The organism is Streptomyces sp. NPDC087787 (assembly GCF_044743035.1).
In the GTDB taxonomy this organism is placed as follows: domain Bacteria; phylum Actinomycetota; class Actinomycetes; order Streptomycetales; family Streptomycetaceae; genus Streptomyces.
In genome coordinates this window covers 108,797-126,296 of the sequence record NZ_JBIUVQ010000009.1, presented here as the reverse complement: position 1 = coordinate 126,296, position 17,500 = coordinate 108,797, and the positions used below count along the sequence as shown (strand labels likewise).

The window sequence follows — 17,500 nt, the reverse complement described above, 5'->3', positions numbered from 1 at the left end:
GCCTGCCCCGTGACCGGTCCTGGCCGGTCCGGCCGTCCGCCGGGCGAATGGCCTCTCCCATGCGCGGTACCTTCGTCGTCACGCCGATGAGGAGAGTGAACGTGAGCATGTTGGTGCAGCCGTCCGCCGGAGGGGATCCGTTCGGGACCGCGCGCCTGCGCCGCGGCGTGCTGGACGCCTGGGCCACCAGCCCGGCCCGGTTCCGTGAGGACGCCAACGCGGAGGAGGACCTCGTCCTCGGCGGCTACCGGGACCGGCTCGTCGTCGAGCTGGCGCAGAACGCCGCCGACGCCGCCGCCCGCGCGGACGTGCCCGGCCGGCTGCGGCTCACCCTGCGCGACGGCGTGCTGCTCGCCGCCAACACCGGCGCCCCGCTCGACGCGGCCGGTGTGGAGTCGCTGGCCACGCTCCGGGCCTCCGCCAAGCGCGACGACGCCCGCGACCGCGCCGTCGGCCGCTTCGGTGTCGGCTTCGCCGCCGTCCTCGCCGTCACCGACGAGCCCGCCGTCGTCGGCCGGCACGGCGGTGTCCGGTGGTCGCTGGCCGAGGCCCGCGCGCTCGCCGAGGAGACCGCACGGCACAGCCCCGGCCTCGGCGACGAGATCCGCCGCCGCGAAGGCCACGTACCGCTGCTGCGGCTGCCGTTCGCCGCCGAGGGCACCGCGCCCGGCCCCTACGACACGGTCGTCATCCTGCGCCTGCGCGACGCGGCCGCCGCCGACCTCGCCGAACGCCTCCTGCACGCCGTCGACGACGCCCTGCTCCTCGCCCTGCCCGGGCTCGAGGAGGTCGTGGTCGAGATCGGCGACGCCGCACCGCGCACCCTGCGCCGCCGCACCGAGGGCGCCCTGACCGTCGTGGAGGACACCCTCCGGACCCCCACCGGCACGACCCGCTGGCGCACCGCGGGCGCGCACGGCCCGCTCACGCCCGAACTCCTCGCCGACCGCCCGGTGGAGGAGCGCCTGCGCCCGCACTGGTCGGTCACCTGGGCCGTCCCGGTCGACGCCGACGGCAGCCCGGCCCGCCCGCGCACCAGCCCCGTCGTCCACGCGCCCACCCCCAGCGAGGAACCCCTCGGCGTGCCGGCCCTGCTCATCGCCTCGTTCCCGCTGGACAGCACCCGCCGCCACACCGCGCCCGGCCCGCTCACCGACTTCCTCGTGCAGCGCGCGGCCGACGCCTACGCCGAACTCCTCGCCGGCTGGCGGCCGGTGACCGAGGGCGTCATCGGCCTCGTGCCGGGACCCCTGGGCAAGGGCGAACTGGACGGCGCGCTGCGGCAGGCCATCCTCGACCGGCTGCCGCGCACCTCCTTCCTGCCGCCCGCGGCCGTGGCCGCCGCCCATCAGGACGACGACTCCGACCTGCCCGAAACCCTCCGCCCCCGGGACGCCGAGGTGGTCGAGGGCGCCGGCGCCGACACCGTGCGCGTCCTCGCCGAGGTGCTGCCCACCCTGCTGCCAGCCGGACTCGAACGGCGCGTGGAACTGCGCACGCTGGGCGTGGCCCGCCTGCCGCTGACCGACGCCGTCGACCGGCTGGCCGGCCTGGAGAAGGAGCCGGGCTGGTGGAGGAGCCTGTACGACAGCCTCGCGGGCGTCGACCCCGACCGGCTCTCCGGGCTGCCCGTGCCGCTGGCCGACAGCCGTACCACCATCGGCCCCCGGCAGGTCCTGCTGCCCGTAGCCGGCGCCGCCCTCGCCGACCCGGAGCTGCTGGCCCGGCTCGGTCTGAAGGTCGCCCACCCGGACGCCGTCCATCCCCTCCTGGAGAAGCTCGGCGCCCTGCCCGCGACGCCGCGTGCCGTGCTCACCACCCCGCAGGTGCGGGCCGCCGTCGCCGCCTCCCTCGACGAGGACACCGGTGGATGGGACGAGGACACCCCGGACGCCGAGGAACTCGCCGAGACCGTCCTCGCGTTGGTCCGGGACGCGGGACTCGAACCCGGTGACGAGCCCTGGCTGGGCGCGCTCGCCCTGCCCGACGAGGACGGCGAACTCGCCCCGGCGGGCGAACTCGTCCTGCCCGGAAGCCCGTTCGCCCGCCTCATGCGCGAGGGCGAACTCCCGGCTGTGGACGACGAGCTGGCCGGGAAGTGGGGAGAACAGCCACTCGCCGCGTGCGGTGTGCTCGCCGGCTTCGCCCTGGTCCGGGCCACGGACGTCGTCCTCGACCCGGACGAACTCGACCCGCGCGAAGGGGACTTCCCCGAACCGGACGACCCCGGGCTGCTCGACGCGGTCGACGTGTGGTGCGAGGACCTGCTCGACCGGTTCCCGGACACCCCCGTGCCGCCGGTCGCCACCGAGATCGTCGCCGTGCGCGACCTGGACCTCGTCGACGACGACCAGTGGCCCCGGGCGCTCGCGCTGCTGGCCCAGCCGCCGTTGCGGGACGCGCTCACCCAGCCGGTGCGGATCCTGCTGCCCGACGGCACCCACGAGATCGTCCGGCCGTACACCGCCTGGTGGCTGCGCGGGCATCCGGTGCTCGGCGGGCGCCGCCCGGCCGGCCTGCGCGCCGCCGGCTCCGACCCGCTGCTGCGCGGACTGTACGAGGAGGCCGACGCCACCGGCTTCGACGACGAGCAGGTGCTGCGGGCGCTCGGCGTGCGTACGAGCGTCGCCGCGCTGCTCGAGGAACCGGGCGGTGCCGCGGAGCTGCTGGAACGGCTCGCCGACCCCGAGCGGCCTGTGACGTCCGCGCAACTGCACGCCCTGTACGGCGCGCTGGCCGAACTCGACCCGGAACAGGTGACGCTGCCGGACGAGGTGCGGGCCGTGGTCGACGGCCGGGTGGAGGTCGTGGACGCCGCCGACGCCGTGGTGTGCGACTCGCCCGACCTGCTGCCGTTCACCGGGGGCGTCCCGCTGCTGCCCGTACGGCCCGCGCTGGCCGCCGACTTGGCCGAGCTGTTCCAGGTGCGGCGGCTGAGCGAGTCCGTCACCGGCGAGGTCGACTCCGAGGGCACCGAGCACGACGTGCCGGAGCCGGTCCGGGTCCTGCTCGGCGCGCGCACTCCCCGCACCTACGTCGAGCACGATGAACTGGTCGTCGACGGCACCGGGCTGGACTGGCGTCTCACCTCCGACGGCGTCCTGCACGCGGCCACCCTGGAGGGCGTGGCCGCCGGCCTCGCCTGGGCGTCGGGCCAGTGGCCGCGCCGCTTCGAGGTCGCGGCACTCCTGGAGGACCCGTCCCGGACGGGGGAACTGGCACGGGACCGCTGGTTCGACTGAACCTGTATACCGAATAGCCGCTGTCTCGCGGGGCGCCGGATCCGAGCGTCTCAAGGGCGGCCGACGTGCCGGTCGCCGTTCACGGCGAGTCATCCCGGCACGGGGGCCGATGTGGTGGCCCGCAACGGCGGGCTACTGGTCCAGGGCGGAGCGCCGCGCGTCGAAAAATCTGAACTTCCGTGCAACCATCTCCGGCGGTCACGGATCTGATCATGTGAGTCAGACAGACTCCACGATCATTGGGCCCCGCGCCGAAGACGGACCGCGAGGAACGACCGGCGCCGGCCCCTTTCTCCACTTGGGGAAACGCATGCGTATACGAGCCACCGTGGCCGCCGTGACCGGCGCCCTGGCCCTTTCCGCCCTCGCCGTGCCGGCCGCCCACGCCGACGAGGTGGAGGGAGACACCAAGATCTCCAATGTCGTCGTGAACGGCGGCAAGCCGGTCGTGGTCACTGCCACGGGCGCCAAGAGCGTCACCGTCACCTTCACCGCCAAGGACGACTCGGGCATCGACTTCGCGCAGCCGATCCTGTACCACGGTTCGAGCATCGAGAAGTCAGACAGCGGCGCGGTCGCCAACAGCCGTGACGGGCGCGCGAAGTGCACCAAGGTCGACGCCACGACGTCGAACTGCACGGCCACCTTCACCCTGCAGCCGCTGGAGAACCTCATCAACTCCGTCGCCGGCACCTGGAAGGTGTGGGCGGTCGCCTCCGCCAAGGACGGCGACTACGTGATGAAGGAGAACGCCAAGAGCTTCAGCGTCCAGCGCCTGTCCAAGCTGACCACGAGCGCCAAGCCCAAGCCGGTGAAGAAGGGCGCGAACGTCACCGTCACCGGGAAGCTGACGCGGGCCAACTGGGACGGCGGCAAGTACTCGGGGTACAGCGGCCAGGCGGTGAAGCTTCAGTTCAAGAAGAAGGGCACCACCACCTACAAGACGCTGAAGACCGTCAAGACGGACTCCGCGGGCGCCCTCAAGACGACGACGAAGGCCAGCGCCGACGGCTACTACCGCTTCGTCTTCGCGGGCAACTCCACCACCCCCGCGGTCAACGCCACGGGTGACCTGGTCAGTGTGAAGAAGTAACCCGCTCACCGGGTGGCCGGCCCGGACTCTCCCGGGCCGGCCTCAGGGAGCGGCGCCTGCCGGGCGCGGACAGGCCGCTCACAGGAAATCCAGATTTCCGTACAACCTTCTTCACGGGCCGGGGATCTGATCATGTGAGTCAGACAGACCACACGATCATTGGGCCCCGCGCCGAAGACGGACCGCGAGGAACGACCGGCGCCGGCCCCTTTCTCCACTTGGGGAAACGCATGCGTATACGAGCAACCGTGGCCGCCGTGACCGGCGCCCTGGCCCTCTCCGCTCTCGCCGTGCCCGCCGCGCACGCCGCCGGCCCCTCCATCTCCCGCGCGGACGCCGCGAAGATCTTCCAGGCTGTTCACGCGCCGTCCACCGCCAAGGCCGGGATCAAGGCCAGCGTCGCCGGTGACGACGACATGCCGTACGACCTGGACGTCACCTTCTCCAACCTCAAGGTGGCCAAGGCGCTCAAGGTCGGCACCACCAACCGCGTGTCCACGACGATCACCTACACCATGAAGTTCGGCGCCGACGTGGACGTGCGCGCCGAGGACTTCTTCACCGAGGCCTACCTGTACAAGGGCTCCTTCGACAGGCCGCAGAACGAGCTCTCCGGCGAGGACCTGGCCAACTGCTCCGTCACCTCGGCGACCACGGCCACCTGCAAGGCCAAGATCGACATCTACCCGGCCGACGGCGACCTGGACAACATCGACGCCGGTACCTGGCGGGCGGGCGCCTATGCCGTCGCGCTCAACGGTCAGGACCCCACGTCGCGCAACTTCGACCTGAGCCAGGTCGGTTACGCCGAGAAGGGCGCCCTCGGCACCACGCTGGTGCAGCGCAACTCCAAGCTGACCACGAGCGCCAAGCCCAAGCCGGTGAAGAAGGGCAAGACCGTCACCGTCACCGGGAAGCTGACGCGGGCCAACTGGGAGAGCGGCAAGTACTCGGTGTACAAGGGCCAGGCGGTGAAGCTTCAGTTCAAGAAGAAGGGCACCACCACCTACAAGACGCTGAAGACCGTCAAGGCGAACTCCACGGGCACCTTCAAGACGACGACGAAGGCCACCGCCGACGGCTACTACCGCTTCGTCTTCGCGGGCAACTCCACCACCCCGGCGGTCAACGCCGTGGGTGACCTGGTCCGCGTGAAGAAGTAAGCCACCCGGCTTCCCGGCCACAGCACTAGTCGGGAAAGCGGCGGCCCGTCCATTTCCACAGGAACTCCAGGACGGCCGCCGCGACCACCGCGATGCCCACCGCGAGCCACGGCATCGTCGTCCCCTCCAGCTTCAGCGCGAAGAAGTCCTGGAACGCGGGCACCGCCAGGACGACGAGGAACGCCACGCCCATCGAGGCCACCAGCGTGATCCGCCACCAGGTGCAGGGGCGGGCGACGATCGCCAGGACCCACATCGAGACCAGGAACAGCGTCAGCGTGGCCGCGCTGGTCTCCGCGTCCAGGGCGTCCGGCCCCGTGTAGTGGTGGCGGGCGACCAGATACGTCACGAAGGTCGCCACGGCGGCCACCGCACCGCCCGGCACCGCGTAGCGCATGACCCGCCGTACGAAGTGGGGCCGGGCCCGTTCCGTGTTCGGGGCCAGGGCCAGGAAGAAGGCCGGCACGCCGATGGTGAGCGTGGACAGCAGGGTCAGATGCCGGGGCAGGAACGGGTACTCCACCTGCGCGCACACCACCAGCACCGCCAGCAGCACCGAGTAGACCGTCTTCACCAGGAACAGGGTCGCGACCCGGGTGATGTTCCCGATCACCCGGCGCCCCTCCGCGACCACGGACGGCAGGACGGCGAAGCTGTTGTTCAGCAGCACGATCTGCGCGACCGCCCGGGTGGCCTCCGACCCCGAGCCCATCGCCACGCCGATGTCCGCGTCCTTCAGCGCCAGTACGTCGTTCACCCCGTCGCCGGTCATCGCGACCGTGTGCCCGCGCCACTGGAGGGCGCCCACCATGTCCCGCTTCTGCTGCGGGGTGACCCGCCCGAACACCGTGCCTCCGGCCACCACCGGAGCCATCTCCTCCCGCCCGGCGGGCAGCCGGCGGGCGTCGACGGCGGTCCCGTCGAGGCCGACCTTCGCGGCGACCGCCCCGACGGACACCGCGTTGTCGCCGGAGATGACCTTGGCGCGGACGTCCTGCTCGGCGAAGTAGCGCAGGGTCTCGGCGGCGTCGGGCCGCAGCCGCTGCTCCAGCACGACGAGCGCGGCCGGCCGCACCGTCCGGGCCACCTCCGGATCGTCCAGGTCGCGGGAGGCGCGGGCGAGCAGCAGCACGCGCAGGCCCTGCTCGTTCAGCCGCCCGGTCTCGGCGAGCGCTGGGGCCTCGGCGGGCAGCAGTACGTCCGGGGCGCCCAGCAGCCACGTACTGGACTCGCCGTCGCCCTCGCTGAAGCTGGCGCCGCTGTACTTGCGGGCGGAGGAGAAGGGCAGCGACTCCACGCAGCGCCACTCCTCGCTGTCCGGGCAGGCGGCGATGATCGCCTGGAGGGAGGCGTTGGGGCGCGGGTCGGACTCGCCGAGCGCGCCGAGCACCTTGCGCACGTACGACTCGGCGTAGCCGTCCAGCGACCTCAGCTCGGTGACGTCCATGCCGCCCTCGGTGAGGGTGCCGGTCTTGTCCAGGCAGACGGTGTCGACGCGGGCGAGGCCCTCGATGGCGGGCAGTTCCTGGACGAGGCACTGCTTGCGGCCCAGCCGGATCACGCCGATGGCGAAGGCGACGGAGGTGAGCAGGACCAGTCCCTCGGGGACCATGGGGACGATGCCGCCGATGGTGCGGGCGACGGACTCCCTCAGGTCGTTGTCCTTCACCACGAGCTGGCTGATGACCAGGCCGATCGCGGTCGGAACCATCATCCAGGTCACGTACTTGAGGATGGTGGAGATGCCGGTGCGCAGCTCGGAGTGGACGAGCGTGAAGCGGGAGGCCTCCTCGGCGAGCTGGGCGGCGTAGGCGCCGCGGCCGACCCTGGTCGCCTGGAAGGCGCCGCCGCCGGCGACGACGAAGCTGCCGGACATCACACGGTCGCCGGGCCGTTTGACGACGGGGTCCGCCTCGCCGGTGAGCAGCGACTCGTCGATCTCGAGACCGTCGGTCTCGGCACAGGTTCCGTCGACGACGACCTTGTCGCCGGGGCCGATCTCGATGAGGTCGCCGAGCACGATCTCCGAGGTGGCGATCTCGACGGCGGTGCCGTCGCGGCGCACCGTGGGGCGGGCCTCGCCTATGACGGCGAGCGAGTCGAGGGTCTTCTTCGCCCGCCACTCCTGGATGATGCCGATGCCGGTGTTGGCGATGATCACGAAGCCGAACAGGCTGTCCTGGATCGGGGCGACGAACAGGGTGATCAGCCACAGGACGCCGATGATCGCGTTGAACCGGGTGAAGACGTTGGCGCGGACGATGTCGGGCAGGGAGCGGCTGCTGCGCACCGGCATGTCGTTGATCTCGCCGCGGGCGATGCGCTCCGCGACCTCGGCGGAGGTGAGTCCGGTCGACCGGACCGCCGTCACGGGCACGGGGTGCACGGGGTCGAGTTCCGCGCCCGCGTCGATGTGCGTCATGCATTCGACGGTACGTGCGGTTGTGCGGCTTCACTCGTCGAGGAGGCGGAAGATCCGACCTGGGGAGGAGTGGGACTCGTACGGCGGTCGTACGGGCGGGGCGCGCGGCCGGCCCATGGCGTTGTGCAGTGCAGAACAGTGCCTTGCACTGCACGGAGGGTGCCCTATGATGCTCGGCACGCTCGGCGCGAGTCCCGGCACGCCGATGCGACGAGGAGGCTCGCCTTGACCGATCCGCTCGCCCCCACCCCCGGCGCACGCAACAACTCGGCCTCGCTGCGCCGGGCGCTCGGGATCCTCATCGGGCTCGGCGACGACACCGAGGGCCGCGGCCGCACGCTCACCGAGCTGGCCGCGCAGCAGGGCCTGAGCAAGTCCACGGCGCTGCGCCTGCTGCAACCGCTCGTCGACGCCCGGTTCGTCCAGGTCCTGCCGAGCGGCGCGTACCGGCTCGGCTGGCGCAACGCCCAGCTCGGCCAGGTGTACCTGGCCGGAAACGACCCGCACCGCGACGCACGCGACGTGCTCAAGGACCTGTCGGAGTCGACGAACGAGACCGTCCACCTGGTCACGGCGGACTTCCCCCACGTGGTCTACGTCGACAAGGTCGACAGCCCGCTTCCCGTGCGGATGGCGTCGCGGGTCGGCAGCACCCAGTCGGCGTACTGCACCAGCGTCGGCAAGGCCATGCTGGCCCACGCCGATGCCGCCGTCGTCGACGCGGTGATCGCGGCGGGCCTGGCCCCGCGCACCGGGAACACCATCACCGACGGCGACGCGCTGCGCGCCGAGCTCGCGAGGACCCGGACCCGCGGCTGGGCGATCGACGACGTCGAGAACGAGGCCGGAGTGCGCTGCGTCGCCGCCCCGGTCTTCGACGCCACCGGGGCCGCGACCCACGCGATCAGCGTGTCCACGCCCGAGGAACGCCTGCCGGCCGAGCGGGTCCCGCGGGTGGTGCCCCTGGTGACAGCGGCGGCCCGCGCCCTCTCGCAGCGGTGGGGAGGCCGCGGATGACCACGGCCGCCCTTGGTGACGAACCCGGCCCTGGCCCGCTCGCGCGGCGCGCCCGGAGCGCCACCAGGTTCAGCTGACCACCCCCGACCCACGGCGTGACCCGCCTCGTCGACGGCGACAGGGCGGCCCGCCCCACCATCCCGAAGGAGCTGCTCCGTGGCCCGATCGGCGGCCCCCCTGCCCCTGCCCCCGGCCCTGACCGGGACCCGTGTCGTGGCCGTGCTGCGGCCCGCGACGACCGAGCACCTCACCACCACTGTGGCCGCGCTCATACGCGCCGGCGTCCGAGCGATCGAACTGACCGCCACCACACCGGACTTCCCGGCCGTCCTGGAACGGACCGTCCGGCAGTTCTCGGCCGACGCGGTGATCGGCGCCGGCACGCTCACCGACGAGGCCCTCACCCGCGCCGCGATCGACGCCGGAGCCGGGTTCGCCGTGTCGCCCGGCCTGGTCGAGGAACTGCCCCGGATCGCTTCCGGGCACGGGGTGCCGTGCATCGTCGGGGCCTGGTCGCCGTCGGAGGTGATGCGGGCCCGCGCCCTCGGCGCGGACGCCGTGAAGATCTTCCCCGCCGCCACCGGTGGCCCCGGCCATCTGCGCAGCCTGCGCGAACCGTTCCCCGGCATTCCGTTCGTCCCGTCGGGAGGGATCACCGTGGAGACCGCCGGCTCGTACGTGGCCGCCGGGGCGGTCGCGGTCAGCCTGGGGGGCGCGCTCACCGGAAGCGCGCTGCGCGATGGCGACGTGTCGGTGATCGCCCGGCGCGCGGAAACCCTGTTCACGTCGATCGAGGAAGCGGTGTGAGCGCGATGGGTCCCGAAGTCGTCACCCTCGGCGAGTCCCTCGGGCTGCTCACCCAGCCGGCGGACATGCCGCTGATCCGGCAGCCCACCCTGCGGCTCGGCTTCGGCGGCGCCGAGAGCAATGTGGCCATCGGACTGGCCCGGCTCGGCCGCGCCGCGCACTGGATCGGCCGGCTGGGCACGGACGAGGTCGGCGCGCTCATCGCCCGGGAGCTGCGCGCCGAGGCCGTCTCGACCTCGATCGTGCGCGATCCCGCGCCGACCGGCCTGATGCTCAAGACCCGCCAGGCCTCGGGCCGGGTGCGGGTCGGCTACTACCGCGCCGACAGCGCCGGTTCCCGCCTCGCCCCCGCCGACCTCGACGAGGACCTGATCGCGGGCGCCAGGATCCTGCACGTCACCGGCATCACCCCGGCCCTGAGCGCGTCCGCGTCCGACGCGGTGCACAGGGCCGTCACCGTCGCCGGGGAGCACGGCGTCACCGTCTCCTTCGACGCCAACTACCGCTCCCGGCTGTGGGACGAGGACCGGGCCCGCCCGGTCCTGAGCCATCTGCTCGGCAAGGCCGGCATCTTCTTCGCCACCACCGAGGAAGCCCTGCTGTTCACCGGCGAGAAGGACCCCGAGCGGCAGGCGAGGGCCATCGCCGCGCTCGGTCCCGGCCAGGTCGTGATCAAGCTCGGCTCCGCCGGAAGCGTCGCCTGCGTCGACGGCGTCGTCCACCGGCAGCGGCCCCGGCCGGTCGCCGTGGTCGACCCGGTGGGCGCCGGGGACGCGTTCGCCGCCGGCTACCTCAGCGGGGTGCTCGGCGCGGCGGAGGCGGCCGAGTGCCTTCGGATCGCCGGTCTGTGCGGAGCCCGTGCCGTCACCGTCGCCGGCGACTGGGAGGGGGCTCCGTTCGCGGCCGAGCTCGACGACACCGGCTGCGAAACCGACGTCGTCCGCTGACGAGGTCCCTGTTCCGCGGACGTCACGGACGTCATTCCGTGGGCGTCGGCTGCTGCGGCAGCCCCGCCCGCTCCGCGGCCGCCCGCTTGATGGCGGCGTCCCGCTTGCGGACGTACCAGATGCCGATCAGGCCCAGGCCGCCGCCGGCCAGGCAGGTCCACACCCACCAGGCGCGGCCGTGGTCGTCGAACCAGCCGTAGAAGGGGAGCTGGACCAGGAAGAGGACGAACCACACGATCGTGCCGCCGGTGATGGTGGCGACCACGGGGCCCTCCAGGGGCTCCGGCGCCTCGTGCTTGGGGGTCCACTTCGCCATGGGGGTCAGCTTACGGGGCGTGAGGGAGAAGCGTCCCGCCCCTGGCAGAGCCGTGGTCTACGCGCGGAGATGGTCTTTTGTGCTTCATATGTTCATACTGAAACGGTCCGAGTCTGGCCACTTCTCTTCGTAGGAATGCACAACAGAGTCGCGGCAGGGACCTGGGGGAACCTGTTGGTGTCTGTTCTGCTCCTCGGTCCGGCCCGGAACTCCTACTCACCCGCACCCTTGAGGTCACCCGCATGTCCACCTCGGCCACCGCCAAGGCTTCCGCCCCCGAGCAGCCGGGTACGCCCCCGTACGGCGCCCTCGACCGCTACTTCAAGATCTCCGAACGGGGCAGCACGCTCTCCCGGGAGATCCGCGGCGGTTTCGCCACCTTCTTCGCGATGGCCTACATCATCGTGCTGAACCCGATCATCCTGGGCAGCGCGAAGGACATGTACGGGCACCAGCTCGACAACGGCCAGCTCGTCACCGCCACCGTCGTGACCGCCGCGTTCACCACGCTGCTCATGGGTGTCATCGGCAATGTGCCGATCGCGCTCGCCGCCGGCCTCGGCGTCAACACGGTCGTCGCGCTCCAGCTCGCGCCGCGCATGACGTGGCCGGACGCCATGGGCATGGTGGTCCTGGCCGGCTTCGTGGTGATGCTGCTGGTCGCCACCGGCCTGCGTGAGCGCGTGATGAACGCCGTGCCGCTCGGTCTGCGCAAGGGCATCGCCATCGGTATCGGCCTGTTCATCATGCTGATCGGGCTCGTCGACTCCGGCTTCGTCTCCCGTATCCCGGACGCCGCCCACACCACCGTCCCGCTCCAGCTCGGCGCCGACGGTCACCTGGTCGGCTGGCCGGTTCTCGTCTTCGTCCTGGGCACGCTGCTCACGCTGGCGCTGATCCTGCGCAAGGTGCCCGGCGCGATCCTGATCTCGATCATCGCGATGACCGTCCTGGCGCTCGTGATCAACTCCGTCGCCAAGGTGCCGTCCTGGGGTCTGACCACCCCGAAGTGGCCGGGCAGCCCGGTGGGCACCCCCGACTTCGGCCTGCTGGGCGAGGTCAGCCTGTTCGGCGGTTTCGGGAAGGTCGGTGTGCTCACCGGCGTCCTGTTCGTCTTCACCGTGCTGCTGTCGACCTTCTTCGACGCCATGGGCACGATCATGGGCATCAGCGACGAGGCGAAGCTGACCGACGCCCAGGGGCAGATGCCCGGCATCAACAAGGTCCTCTTCGTCGACGGCATCGCGGTCGCCGCCGGTGGCGCCAGCTCCTCCTCCGCCACCACCTGCTTCGTGGAGTCGACGGCGGGCGTCGGGGAGGGCGCGAGGACCGGCTTCGCCAACGTCGTCACCGGCGCCCTGTTCGCCGTGGCGCTGTTCCTGACCCCGATCGCCACCATGGTGCCGTCCCAGGCGGCCACCCCGGCGCTGCTCGCGGTGGGCTTCCTGATCCTGTCCGGTTCGGTCAAGGAGATCGACTGGGCGGACTACACGATCGCCATCCCGGCCTTCGTGACGATGCTGATGATGCCGTTCACCTACTCGATCACCAACGGCATCGGCATGGGCTTCATCACCTTCGTGGTGCTGCGCCTGGCGGCCGGCCGCGGCAAGGACGTGCCGGCGGCGATGTACGTGGTGGCGGCGGTCTTCGCCTTCTACTACCTGATGCCGGCCCTCGGCCTGGCCTGATCCCCGGGTCAGGTGACCCCGTAGAACCTCTCCGTCTCCTCGACGGCGGCCTGGAACCGCTCGTCGAAGTCATTCCGAATGAGCGTCCGGACGACATAGTCCTGGACGCTCATTCCTCTTTTCGCGGCATGGCACCTGAGCCGTTCGAGCAGCTCGTGGTCCATGCGCAGGCTGAGCACGCTGGTCCCCATGGCACGAGGGTCGCGGGACCCTTACGCGCGAGGCGTCATGTTCCGCACCGGGATCACTCGAAAGAGTGACGAGCACTTCGTGGCGGGAGTCACGGGCGCAGGGTGTGTCCCCGGTGGTATTTAGCGAGAGTAATGAGTTACGCTAAAGAACATGCCGGACCTCACCCATGGCGACGACGCTGCCGCCGTGAACTCCCTGCGCTCCGCCGTGATGCGGTTGTCCCGTCGGCTCAAGCACCAGCGGGTCGACGAGTCGCTGAGCCCCACCGAGATGTCGGTGCTGGGCACCCTGTCCAACTGCGGAAGCGCCACGCCGGGCGAGCTCGCCCGCAAGGAGCACGTGCAGCCGCCGTCGATGACCCGCATCGTGGCCCTGCTCGAAGCCAAGGGGCTGGTCAGCCTGGAGCCCCACCCCGAGGACCGGCGTCAGAAGGTGGTCACGAGGACCGCCCAGGCCGAAACGATGCTGGAGGAGAGCCGCCGCAAGCGGAACGCCTTCCTGGCCGGCCTGGTCGAGGGTCTGGACGAGGACGAGTGGGCCAAACTGAGCGCCGCCGCCCCCGTACTGGAGAAGCTCGCGCACCTGTAGAACACGTACCACTCGGCGAGTGAGCAGCCGGCCAAGGAGGCGAACCCTTTTGAGTACGGGATCCGGAGCAGACTCCGCCCCCGCACCGACCACCCACGACTCCCGCACCGCCCCCGACACCTCCCGCAAGTCCTCGATGTTCAGCTCGCTGAGGGTCAGGAACTACCGCCTGTTCTTCCTCGGCCAGGTCGTCTCCAACACCGGCACCTGGATGCAGCGCATCGCGCAGGACTGGCTGGTCCTGAGCCTCACCGGCTCCTCGGCCGCCGTCGGCATCACGACGGCCCTGCAGTTCCTGCCGATGCTGCTGTTCGGCCTCTACGGCGGCGTCCTCGTCGACCGCCTGCCCAAGCGGCCCACCCTGCTCGCCACCCAGTCGGCCATGGCCGTCACCGGCCTCGCGCTCGCCGCGCTCACCCTGACCGGCCAGGTCCAGGTGTGGCACGTCTACGTCGCCGCGTTCGCGGTCGGCCTGGCCACGGTCCTGGACAACCCGGCCCGCCAGTCCTTCGTCTCGGAGATGGTCGGCCCGAAGCAGCTCCAGAACGCGGTCAGCCTGAACTCCGCGAACTTCCAGTCCGCGCGGCTGATCGGTCCCGCCGTCGCGGGCGTGATGATCACCGGGGTGGGCACCGGCTGGGCGTTCCTCGCCAACGGCCTGTCCTTCGTCGCGCCCATCGCAGGCCTGCTGCTGATGCGCTCCCGCGAGCTGAACGTCGTCGAGCGCGCCCCGCGCGGCAAGGGCCAGCTCCGCGAGGGCCTGCGCTATGTCGCCGGCCGTCCCGAGCTGATCTGGCCGATCGTCCTGGTCGGCTTCATCGGCACCTTCGGCTTCAACTTCCCGGTGTGGCTGTCGGCCTACGCCGACGACGTCTTCCACGCCGGAGCCGGCGCCTACAGCCTCTTCAACACCGTGATGGCGGTCGGCTCCCTGGTCGGCGCCCTGCTGGCGGCGCGCCGCGGCACCGCCCGGCTGCGCGTGCTCATCGCGGCCGCCGCGGCCTTCGGCGCGCTGGAGATCGTCGCCGCGACGGCCCCGTCGTACTGGCTGTTCGCGCTGCTGATGGCGCCCATCGGGATATTCGGCCTGACGGTGAACGTCACGGCGAACACCGCGGTGCAGATGGGCACCGACCCGGCCATGCGCGGGCGGGTGATGGCCCTGTTCATGATGGTGTTCATGGGCGGTACGCCACTGGGCGCGCCCCTCGTCGGCTGGATCACCGACGCCTACGGCGCCCGCGTCGGCTTCGCCGTGGGCGGCGTCGTCTCCCTCGCCGCGGCCGCCACCATCGGCCTGGTCCTGACCCGCGTCGGCGGCCTGCGCCTCTCGATCGCCTGGCGCCACGGCCACCCCCGGGTCAACCTGGTCCCCCGCGACCAAGGGAAGGCACTGGCGGCGGTGGCGTAGGGCCTCTCGTTCGGATCAGACCCCGCTCCCTGATCCGGCCTGATCCGAACGAAAGACCCTAGCCCGGGGGGTCCGGCCCGGGCGGGAACGGCACGCACGGCGGCCAGGTCACACCCGGGTGTGTGGCAGGACACTGGGGCCATGAGACTCTTCGCCGCCGTGCTGCCGCCGGGGGACGTGCTCCGGGGGCTCGCGGACGAGGTCGCCATGTTGCGGAAGCTGCCCGGTGCGGAGCGGTTGCGGTGGACGCAGCGGCCCGGGTGGCACTTCACGCTCGCCTTCTACGGCGAGGTCGACGAGGAGGTCGTACCCGCGCTGTCGGCCCGCCTGGAGAACGCCGCGCACCGGACCGGGGTCTTCTCGCTCGCCTTGCGCGGGGGAGGGCAGTTCGGGCGGGGCAAGGCGCTGTGGACGGGGGCGGAAGGCGACCTCGCGGCCCTGCGGCTGCTGGCCGGGCGGGCGGACGCGGCGGCGCGGAAGGCGGGCGTGCCGATGGGGGAGCACCGCCCCTACAAGGCCCACCTGACCGTGGCGCGCAGCCGGGACGGCCTGGACGTACGGCCGTACGTCCAGGCGCTGCGGGACTTCGCGAGCAGCGCCTGGACCGTGGAGGAGCTGGTCCTCGTGCGCAGCCTGCTGCCGGTGTCCGGGGCGCCGGGGGAACAGCCCCGTTATGAACCGGTCGGCCGCTGGCCACTGCGGGCGGACGGTTAGTCTCGAGTACGTGGACCCGAAAACCCGGAACCGGATCATGGCCGGTGCGCTCGTGCTGATGTTCGTCGTCGTCGCCCTGGCGGCCGCGCTCGGCAGGTGACGCGGAGCACGGACGCCAGGGCCGGTACGGTCGCCGGGGCGGCGCGGCAGGCGCCTACCAGGCGAAGGCCTCCGGAGACGGACCCGGACCGGGGAAGATCTCGTCGAGCCCGGTCAGCAGCTCCTCGCCGAGTTCCAGCTCGACCGCCCGCAGCGCCGACGCGAGCTGCTCGGCGGTGCGCGGGCCGACGATCGGGCCGGTCACGCCGGGCCGGGTGAGCAGCCAGGCCAGCGCGACCTCCCCGGGCTCCAGACCGTGCTTGTCGAGCAGGTCCTCGTACGCCTGGATCCGGTCGCGCATGGCGGTGTCGGCGAGCGCGTCGACGGACCTGCCGGAGGCACGCCGGCCGCCCTCGACCTGCTTCCTGAGCACACCGCCCAGCAGCCCGCCGTGCAGCGGCGACCAGGGGATGACCCCGAGGCCGTAGTCCCGCGCGGCCGGGATGACCTCCATCTCGGCCCGCCGCTCGGCGAGGTTGTAGAGGCACTGCTCGCTGACCAGACCGATGGTGCCGGAGCGCCGCGCGGCGATCTCGTTGGCCTGGGCGATCTTGTAGCCGGGGAAGTTGGAGGAGCCGACGTAGAGGATCTTGCCCTGCTGGATCAGTACGTCGACGGCCTGCCAGATCTCCTCGAAGGGGGTGTCCCTGTCGATGTGGTGGAACTGGTAGACGTCGATGTAGTCGGTCTGCAGCCGCTTGAGGCTGGCGTCCACGGCCCGCCGGATGTTCACTGCGGAGAGCTTGTCGTGGTTGGGCCAGACGTTGGAGTTGTCCGCGGACATGTTCCCGTAGACCTTGGTGGCCAGGACGACCTTGTCGCGCCGGTCCCCGCCCTTGGCGAACCAGTTACCGATGATCGACTCGGTGCGGCCCTTGTTCTCGCCCCACCCATAGACGTTGGCCGTGTCGACGAAGTTGATCCCCGCGTCCAGCGCCGCGTCCATGATCGCGTGGCTGTCCGCCTCGTCGGTCTGCGGACCGAAGTTCATCGTGCCGAGCACCAGTCGGCTGACCTTGAGTCCTGTGCGTCCGAGCTGTGTGTACTTCATGGTCCACAAGCCAACGTCCTGGAGTGCACTCGACGCAAGGGGGGCTGCGGACGGGGCAACGGGGGTGGTCAGTCGCGGGGGAAGTCACCGGTCCTGAGGACGAGACCGAGGGGAGAGCCGGTGAGGTCGAGGTCCTCGCCGAAGGGCAGCTTCGTCTCGGTCGTGTAGTCGCCGTTCAGGGGGTGCGTGTAGACACGGCATTCGCCTTCGTACGGATCGGCGATGAGGTAGACGGGGACCTCGGCGAGGGCGTAGGTGAGCTTCTTGGGGCCGTAGTCATTGGCGGCCGTGTTCTCGGAGATGACTTCGGCCACGAACTCGATGTCCCGGTAGTGCCAGCGGCCCTTGGCGTCCTGCACCGAGCGGTCGGTCATCGCCGCGACGTCACAGGCGAATCCGTTCAGGCGCCCGGGAAAATCGATGCGCACATCCGAGGCCAGCCGCTTGGCGGGGGACTTGACGCTGAGCTGTCGGGCGATGTCGAAGATGATCTGCCAGTGGGTGTGACGTTGCGGCGACGTGAAGATGTTCCCCCCGACGATCTCGACCTTCGTTCCCTCGGGGACGGGCATCTTCTCGAGCCACTCGAACATCAAGTCCAGAGTCAGCTCGCTGCACTCCTCGGCCATCGGGATCCTGTCTTCCAGGACGGACATCGTGGCGCTTCTCCCCGGCTGCCCCGCGGACGAGCGCAGCCGCGCGGTACAACGATACGCACGGCGTCCGGGGCACGGGGCGGCGTGCATA

The 17,500-nt window shown here is 71.4% G+C and carries 15 protein-coding genes; 10 read left to right on the top strand and 5 right to left on the bottom strand.

Annotated features, from left to right (window positions below; genetic code table 11):
* Nucleotides 1-101 precede the first annotated feature (101 nt).
* The 3 genes from ACIOWN_RS16615 (at nucleotide 102) to ACIOWN_RS16605 (ending at nucleotide 5,498) form a co-directional block, all read left to right on the top strand.
* On the top strand, nucleotides 102-3,242 hold the full coding sequence (locus ACIOWN_RS16615) for a sacsin N-terminal ATP-binding-like domain-containing protein (RefSeq protein WP_362345737.1): 3,141 nt from the start codon (nucleotides 102-104) through the stop codon (nucleotides 3,240-3,242).
* A 310-nt stretch (nucleotides 3,243-3,552) separates the two neighbouring features.
* Nucleotides 3,553-4,335: a DUF5707 domain-containing protein gene (locus ACIOWN_RS16610; protein WP_362345735.1), complete on the top strand. Its 783-nt coding sequence runs from the start codon at nucleotides 3,553-3,555 to the stop codon at nucleotides 4,333-4,335.
* Between the two features lie 230 nt (nucleotides 4,336-4,565).
* Nucleotides 4,566-5,498 carry a hypothetical protein gene (locus ACIOWN_RS16605; RefSeq protein WP_362345733.1) on the top strand — a complete coding sequence of 311 codons (933 nt, stop codon included), beginning with the start codon at nucleotides 4,566-4,568 and terminating at the stop codon, nucleotides 5,496-5,498.
* A gap of 25 nt (nucleotides 5,499-5,523) precedes the next feature.
* On the opposite strand, the gene ACIOWN_RS16600 is transcribed toward ACIOWN_RS16605, so the two are convergent.
* Nucleotides 5,524-7,920 (bottom strand): HAD-IC family P-type ATPase, encoded by a 2,397-nt coding sequence (locus ACIOWN_RS16600; protein WP_401982576.1) that lies wholly within the window; start codon nucleotides 7,918-7,920, stop codon nucleotides 5,524-5,526.
* A 225-nt stretch (nucleotides 7,921-8,145) separates the two neighbouring features.
* Here ACIOWN_RS16600 and ACIOWN_RS16595 point away from each other — a divergent pair, with 225 nt between their 5' ends.
* The 3 genes from ACIOWN_RS16595 (at nucleotide 8,146) to ACIOWN_RS16585 (ending at nucleotide 10,691) form a co-directional block, all read left to right on the top strand.
* Entirely contained in the window at nucleotides 8,146-8,937 is a 792-nt protein-coding gene (locus ACIOWN_RS16595) for an IclR family transcriptional regulator (protein ID WP_362345729.1), read from the top strand.
* A gap of 156 nt (nucleotides 8,938-9,093) precedes the next feature.
* The gene (locus ACIOWN_RS16590) at nucleotides 9,094-9,744 is read left to right on the top strand and encodes a bifunctional 4-hydroxy-2-oxoglutarate aldolase/2-dehydro-3-deoxy-phosphogluconate aldolase (RefSeq protein ID WP_362345727.1); all 651 of its coding nucleotides are present in this window, start codon (nucleotides 9,094-9,096) and stop codon (nucleotides 9,742-9,744) included.
* 5 nt (nucleotides 9,745-9,749) lie between these two features.
* The gene (locus tag ACIOWN_RS16585; RefSeq protein ID WP_362345990.1) at nucleotides 9,750-10,691 is read left to right on the top strand and encodes a sugar kinase; all 942 of its coding nucleotides are present in this window, start codon (nucleotides 9,750-9,752) and stop codon (nucleotides 10,689-10,691) included.
* 31 nt (nucleotides 10,692-10,722) lie between these two features.
* Here ACIOWN_RS16585 and ACIOWN_RS16580 read toward each other — a convergent pair whose 3' ends face one another.
* The gene (locus tag ACIOWN_RS16580) at nucleotides 10,723-11,007 is read right to left on the bottom strand and encodes a DUF2530 domain-containing protein (RefSeq protein WP_362345725.1); all 285 of its coding nucleotides are present in this window, start codon (nucleotides 11,005-11,007) and stop codon (nucleotides 10,723-10,725) included.
* 242 nt (nucleotides 11,008-11,249) lie between these two features.
* Here ACIOWN_RS16580 and ACIOWN_RS16575 point away from each other — a divergent pair, with 242 nt between their 5' ends.
* Complete coding sequence (locus tag ACIOWN_RS16575) at nucleotides 11,250-12,698, top strand: NCS2 family permease (RefSeq protein ID WP_362345723.1); 1,449 nt, start codon at nucleotides 11,250-11,252, stop codon at nucleotides 12,696-12,698.
* An 8-nt stretch (nucleotides 12,699-12,706) separates the two neighbouring features.
* Here ACIOWN_RS16575 and ACIOWN_RS16570 read toward each other — a convergent pair whose 3' ends face one another.
* Nucleotides 12,707-12,889, bottom strand: coding sequence for a ribbon-helix-helix protein, CopG family (locus tag ACIOWN_RS16570; RefSeq protein WP_362345721.1), 183 nt, complete (start codon nucleotides 12,887-12,889; stop codon nucleotides 12,707-12,709).
* A gap of 151 nt (nucleotides 12,890-13,040) precedes the next feature.
* Between ACIOWN_RS16570 and ACIOWN_RS16565 the strand changes: the two genes are divergently transcribed.
* The 3 genes from ACIOWN_RS16565 to thpR all read left to right on the top strand — a co-directional run bounded on the left by ACIOWN_RS16565 (nucleotide 13,041) and on the right by thpR (nucleotide 15,603).
* Nucleotides 13,041-13,478: a MarR family winged helix-turn-helix transcriptional regulator gene (locus ACIOWN_RS16565; protein WP_100568981.1), complete on the top strand. Its 438-nt coding sequence runs from the start codon at nucleotides 13,041-13,043 to the stop codon at nucleotides 13,476-13,478.
* Nucleotides 13,479-13,527: 49 nt separating this feature from the next.
* Complete coding sequence (locus ACIOWN_RS16560; protein WP_362345719.1) at nucleotides 13,528-14,889, top strand: MFS transporter; 1,362 nt, start codon at nucleotides 13,528-13,530, stop codon at nucleotides 14,887-14,889.
* Nucleotides 14,890-15,030: 141 nt separating this feature from the next.
* Nucleotides 15,031-15,603: an RNA 2',3'-cyclic phosphodiesterase gene (gene thpR, locus ACIOWN_RS16555; protein WP_362345717.1), complete on the top strand. Its 573-nt coding sequence runs from the start codon at nucleotides 15,031-15,033 to the stop codon at nucleotides 15,601-15,603.
* Between the two features lie 154 nt (nucleotides 15,604-15,757).
* Here the strand turns inward: thpR and ACIOWN_RS16550 are convergent, their stop codons facing one another.
* Nucleotides 15,758-16,753 (bottom strand): aldo/keto reductase, encoded by a 996-nt coding sequence (locus ACIOWN_RS16550; protein WP_362345715.1) that lies wholly within the window; start codon nucleotides 16,751-16,753, stop codon nucleotides 15,758-15,760.
* Nucleotides 16,754-16,821: 68 nt separating this feature from the next.
* Nucleotides 16,822-17,409, bottom strand: coding sequence for a Uma2 family endonuclease (locus ACIOWN_RS16545; protein WP_401982574.1), 588 nt, complete (start codon nucleotides 17,407-17,409; stop codon nucleotides 16,822-16,824).
* Between the last annotated feature and the right edge of the window lie 91 nt (nucleotides 17,410-17,500).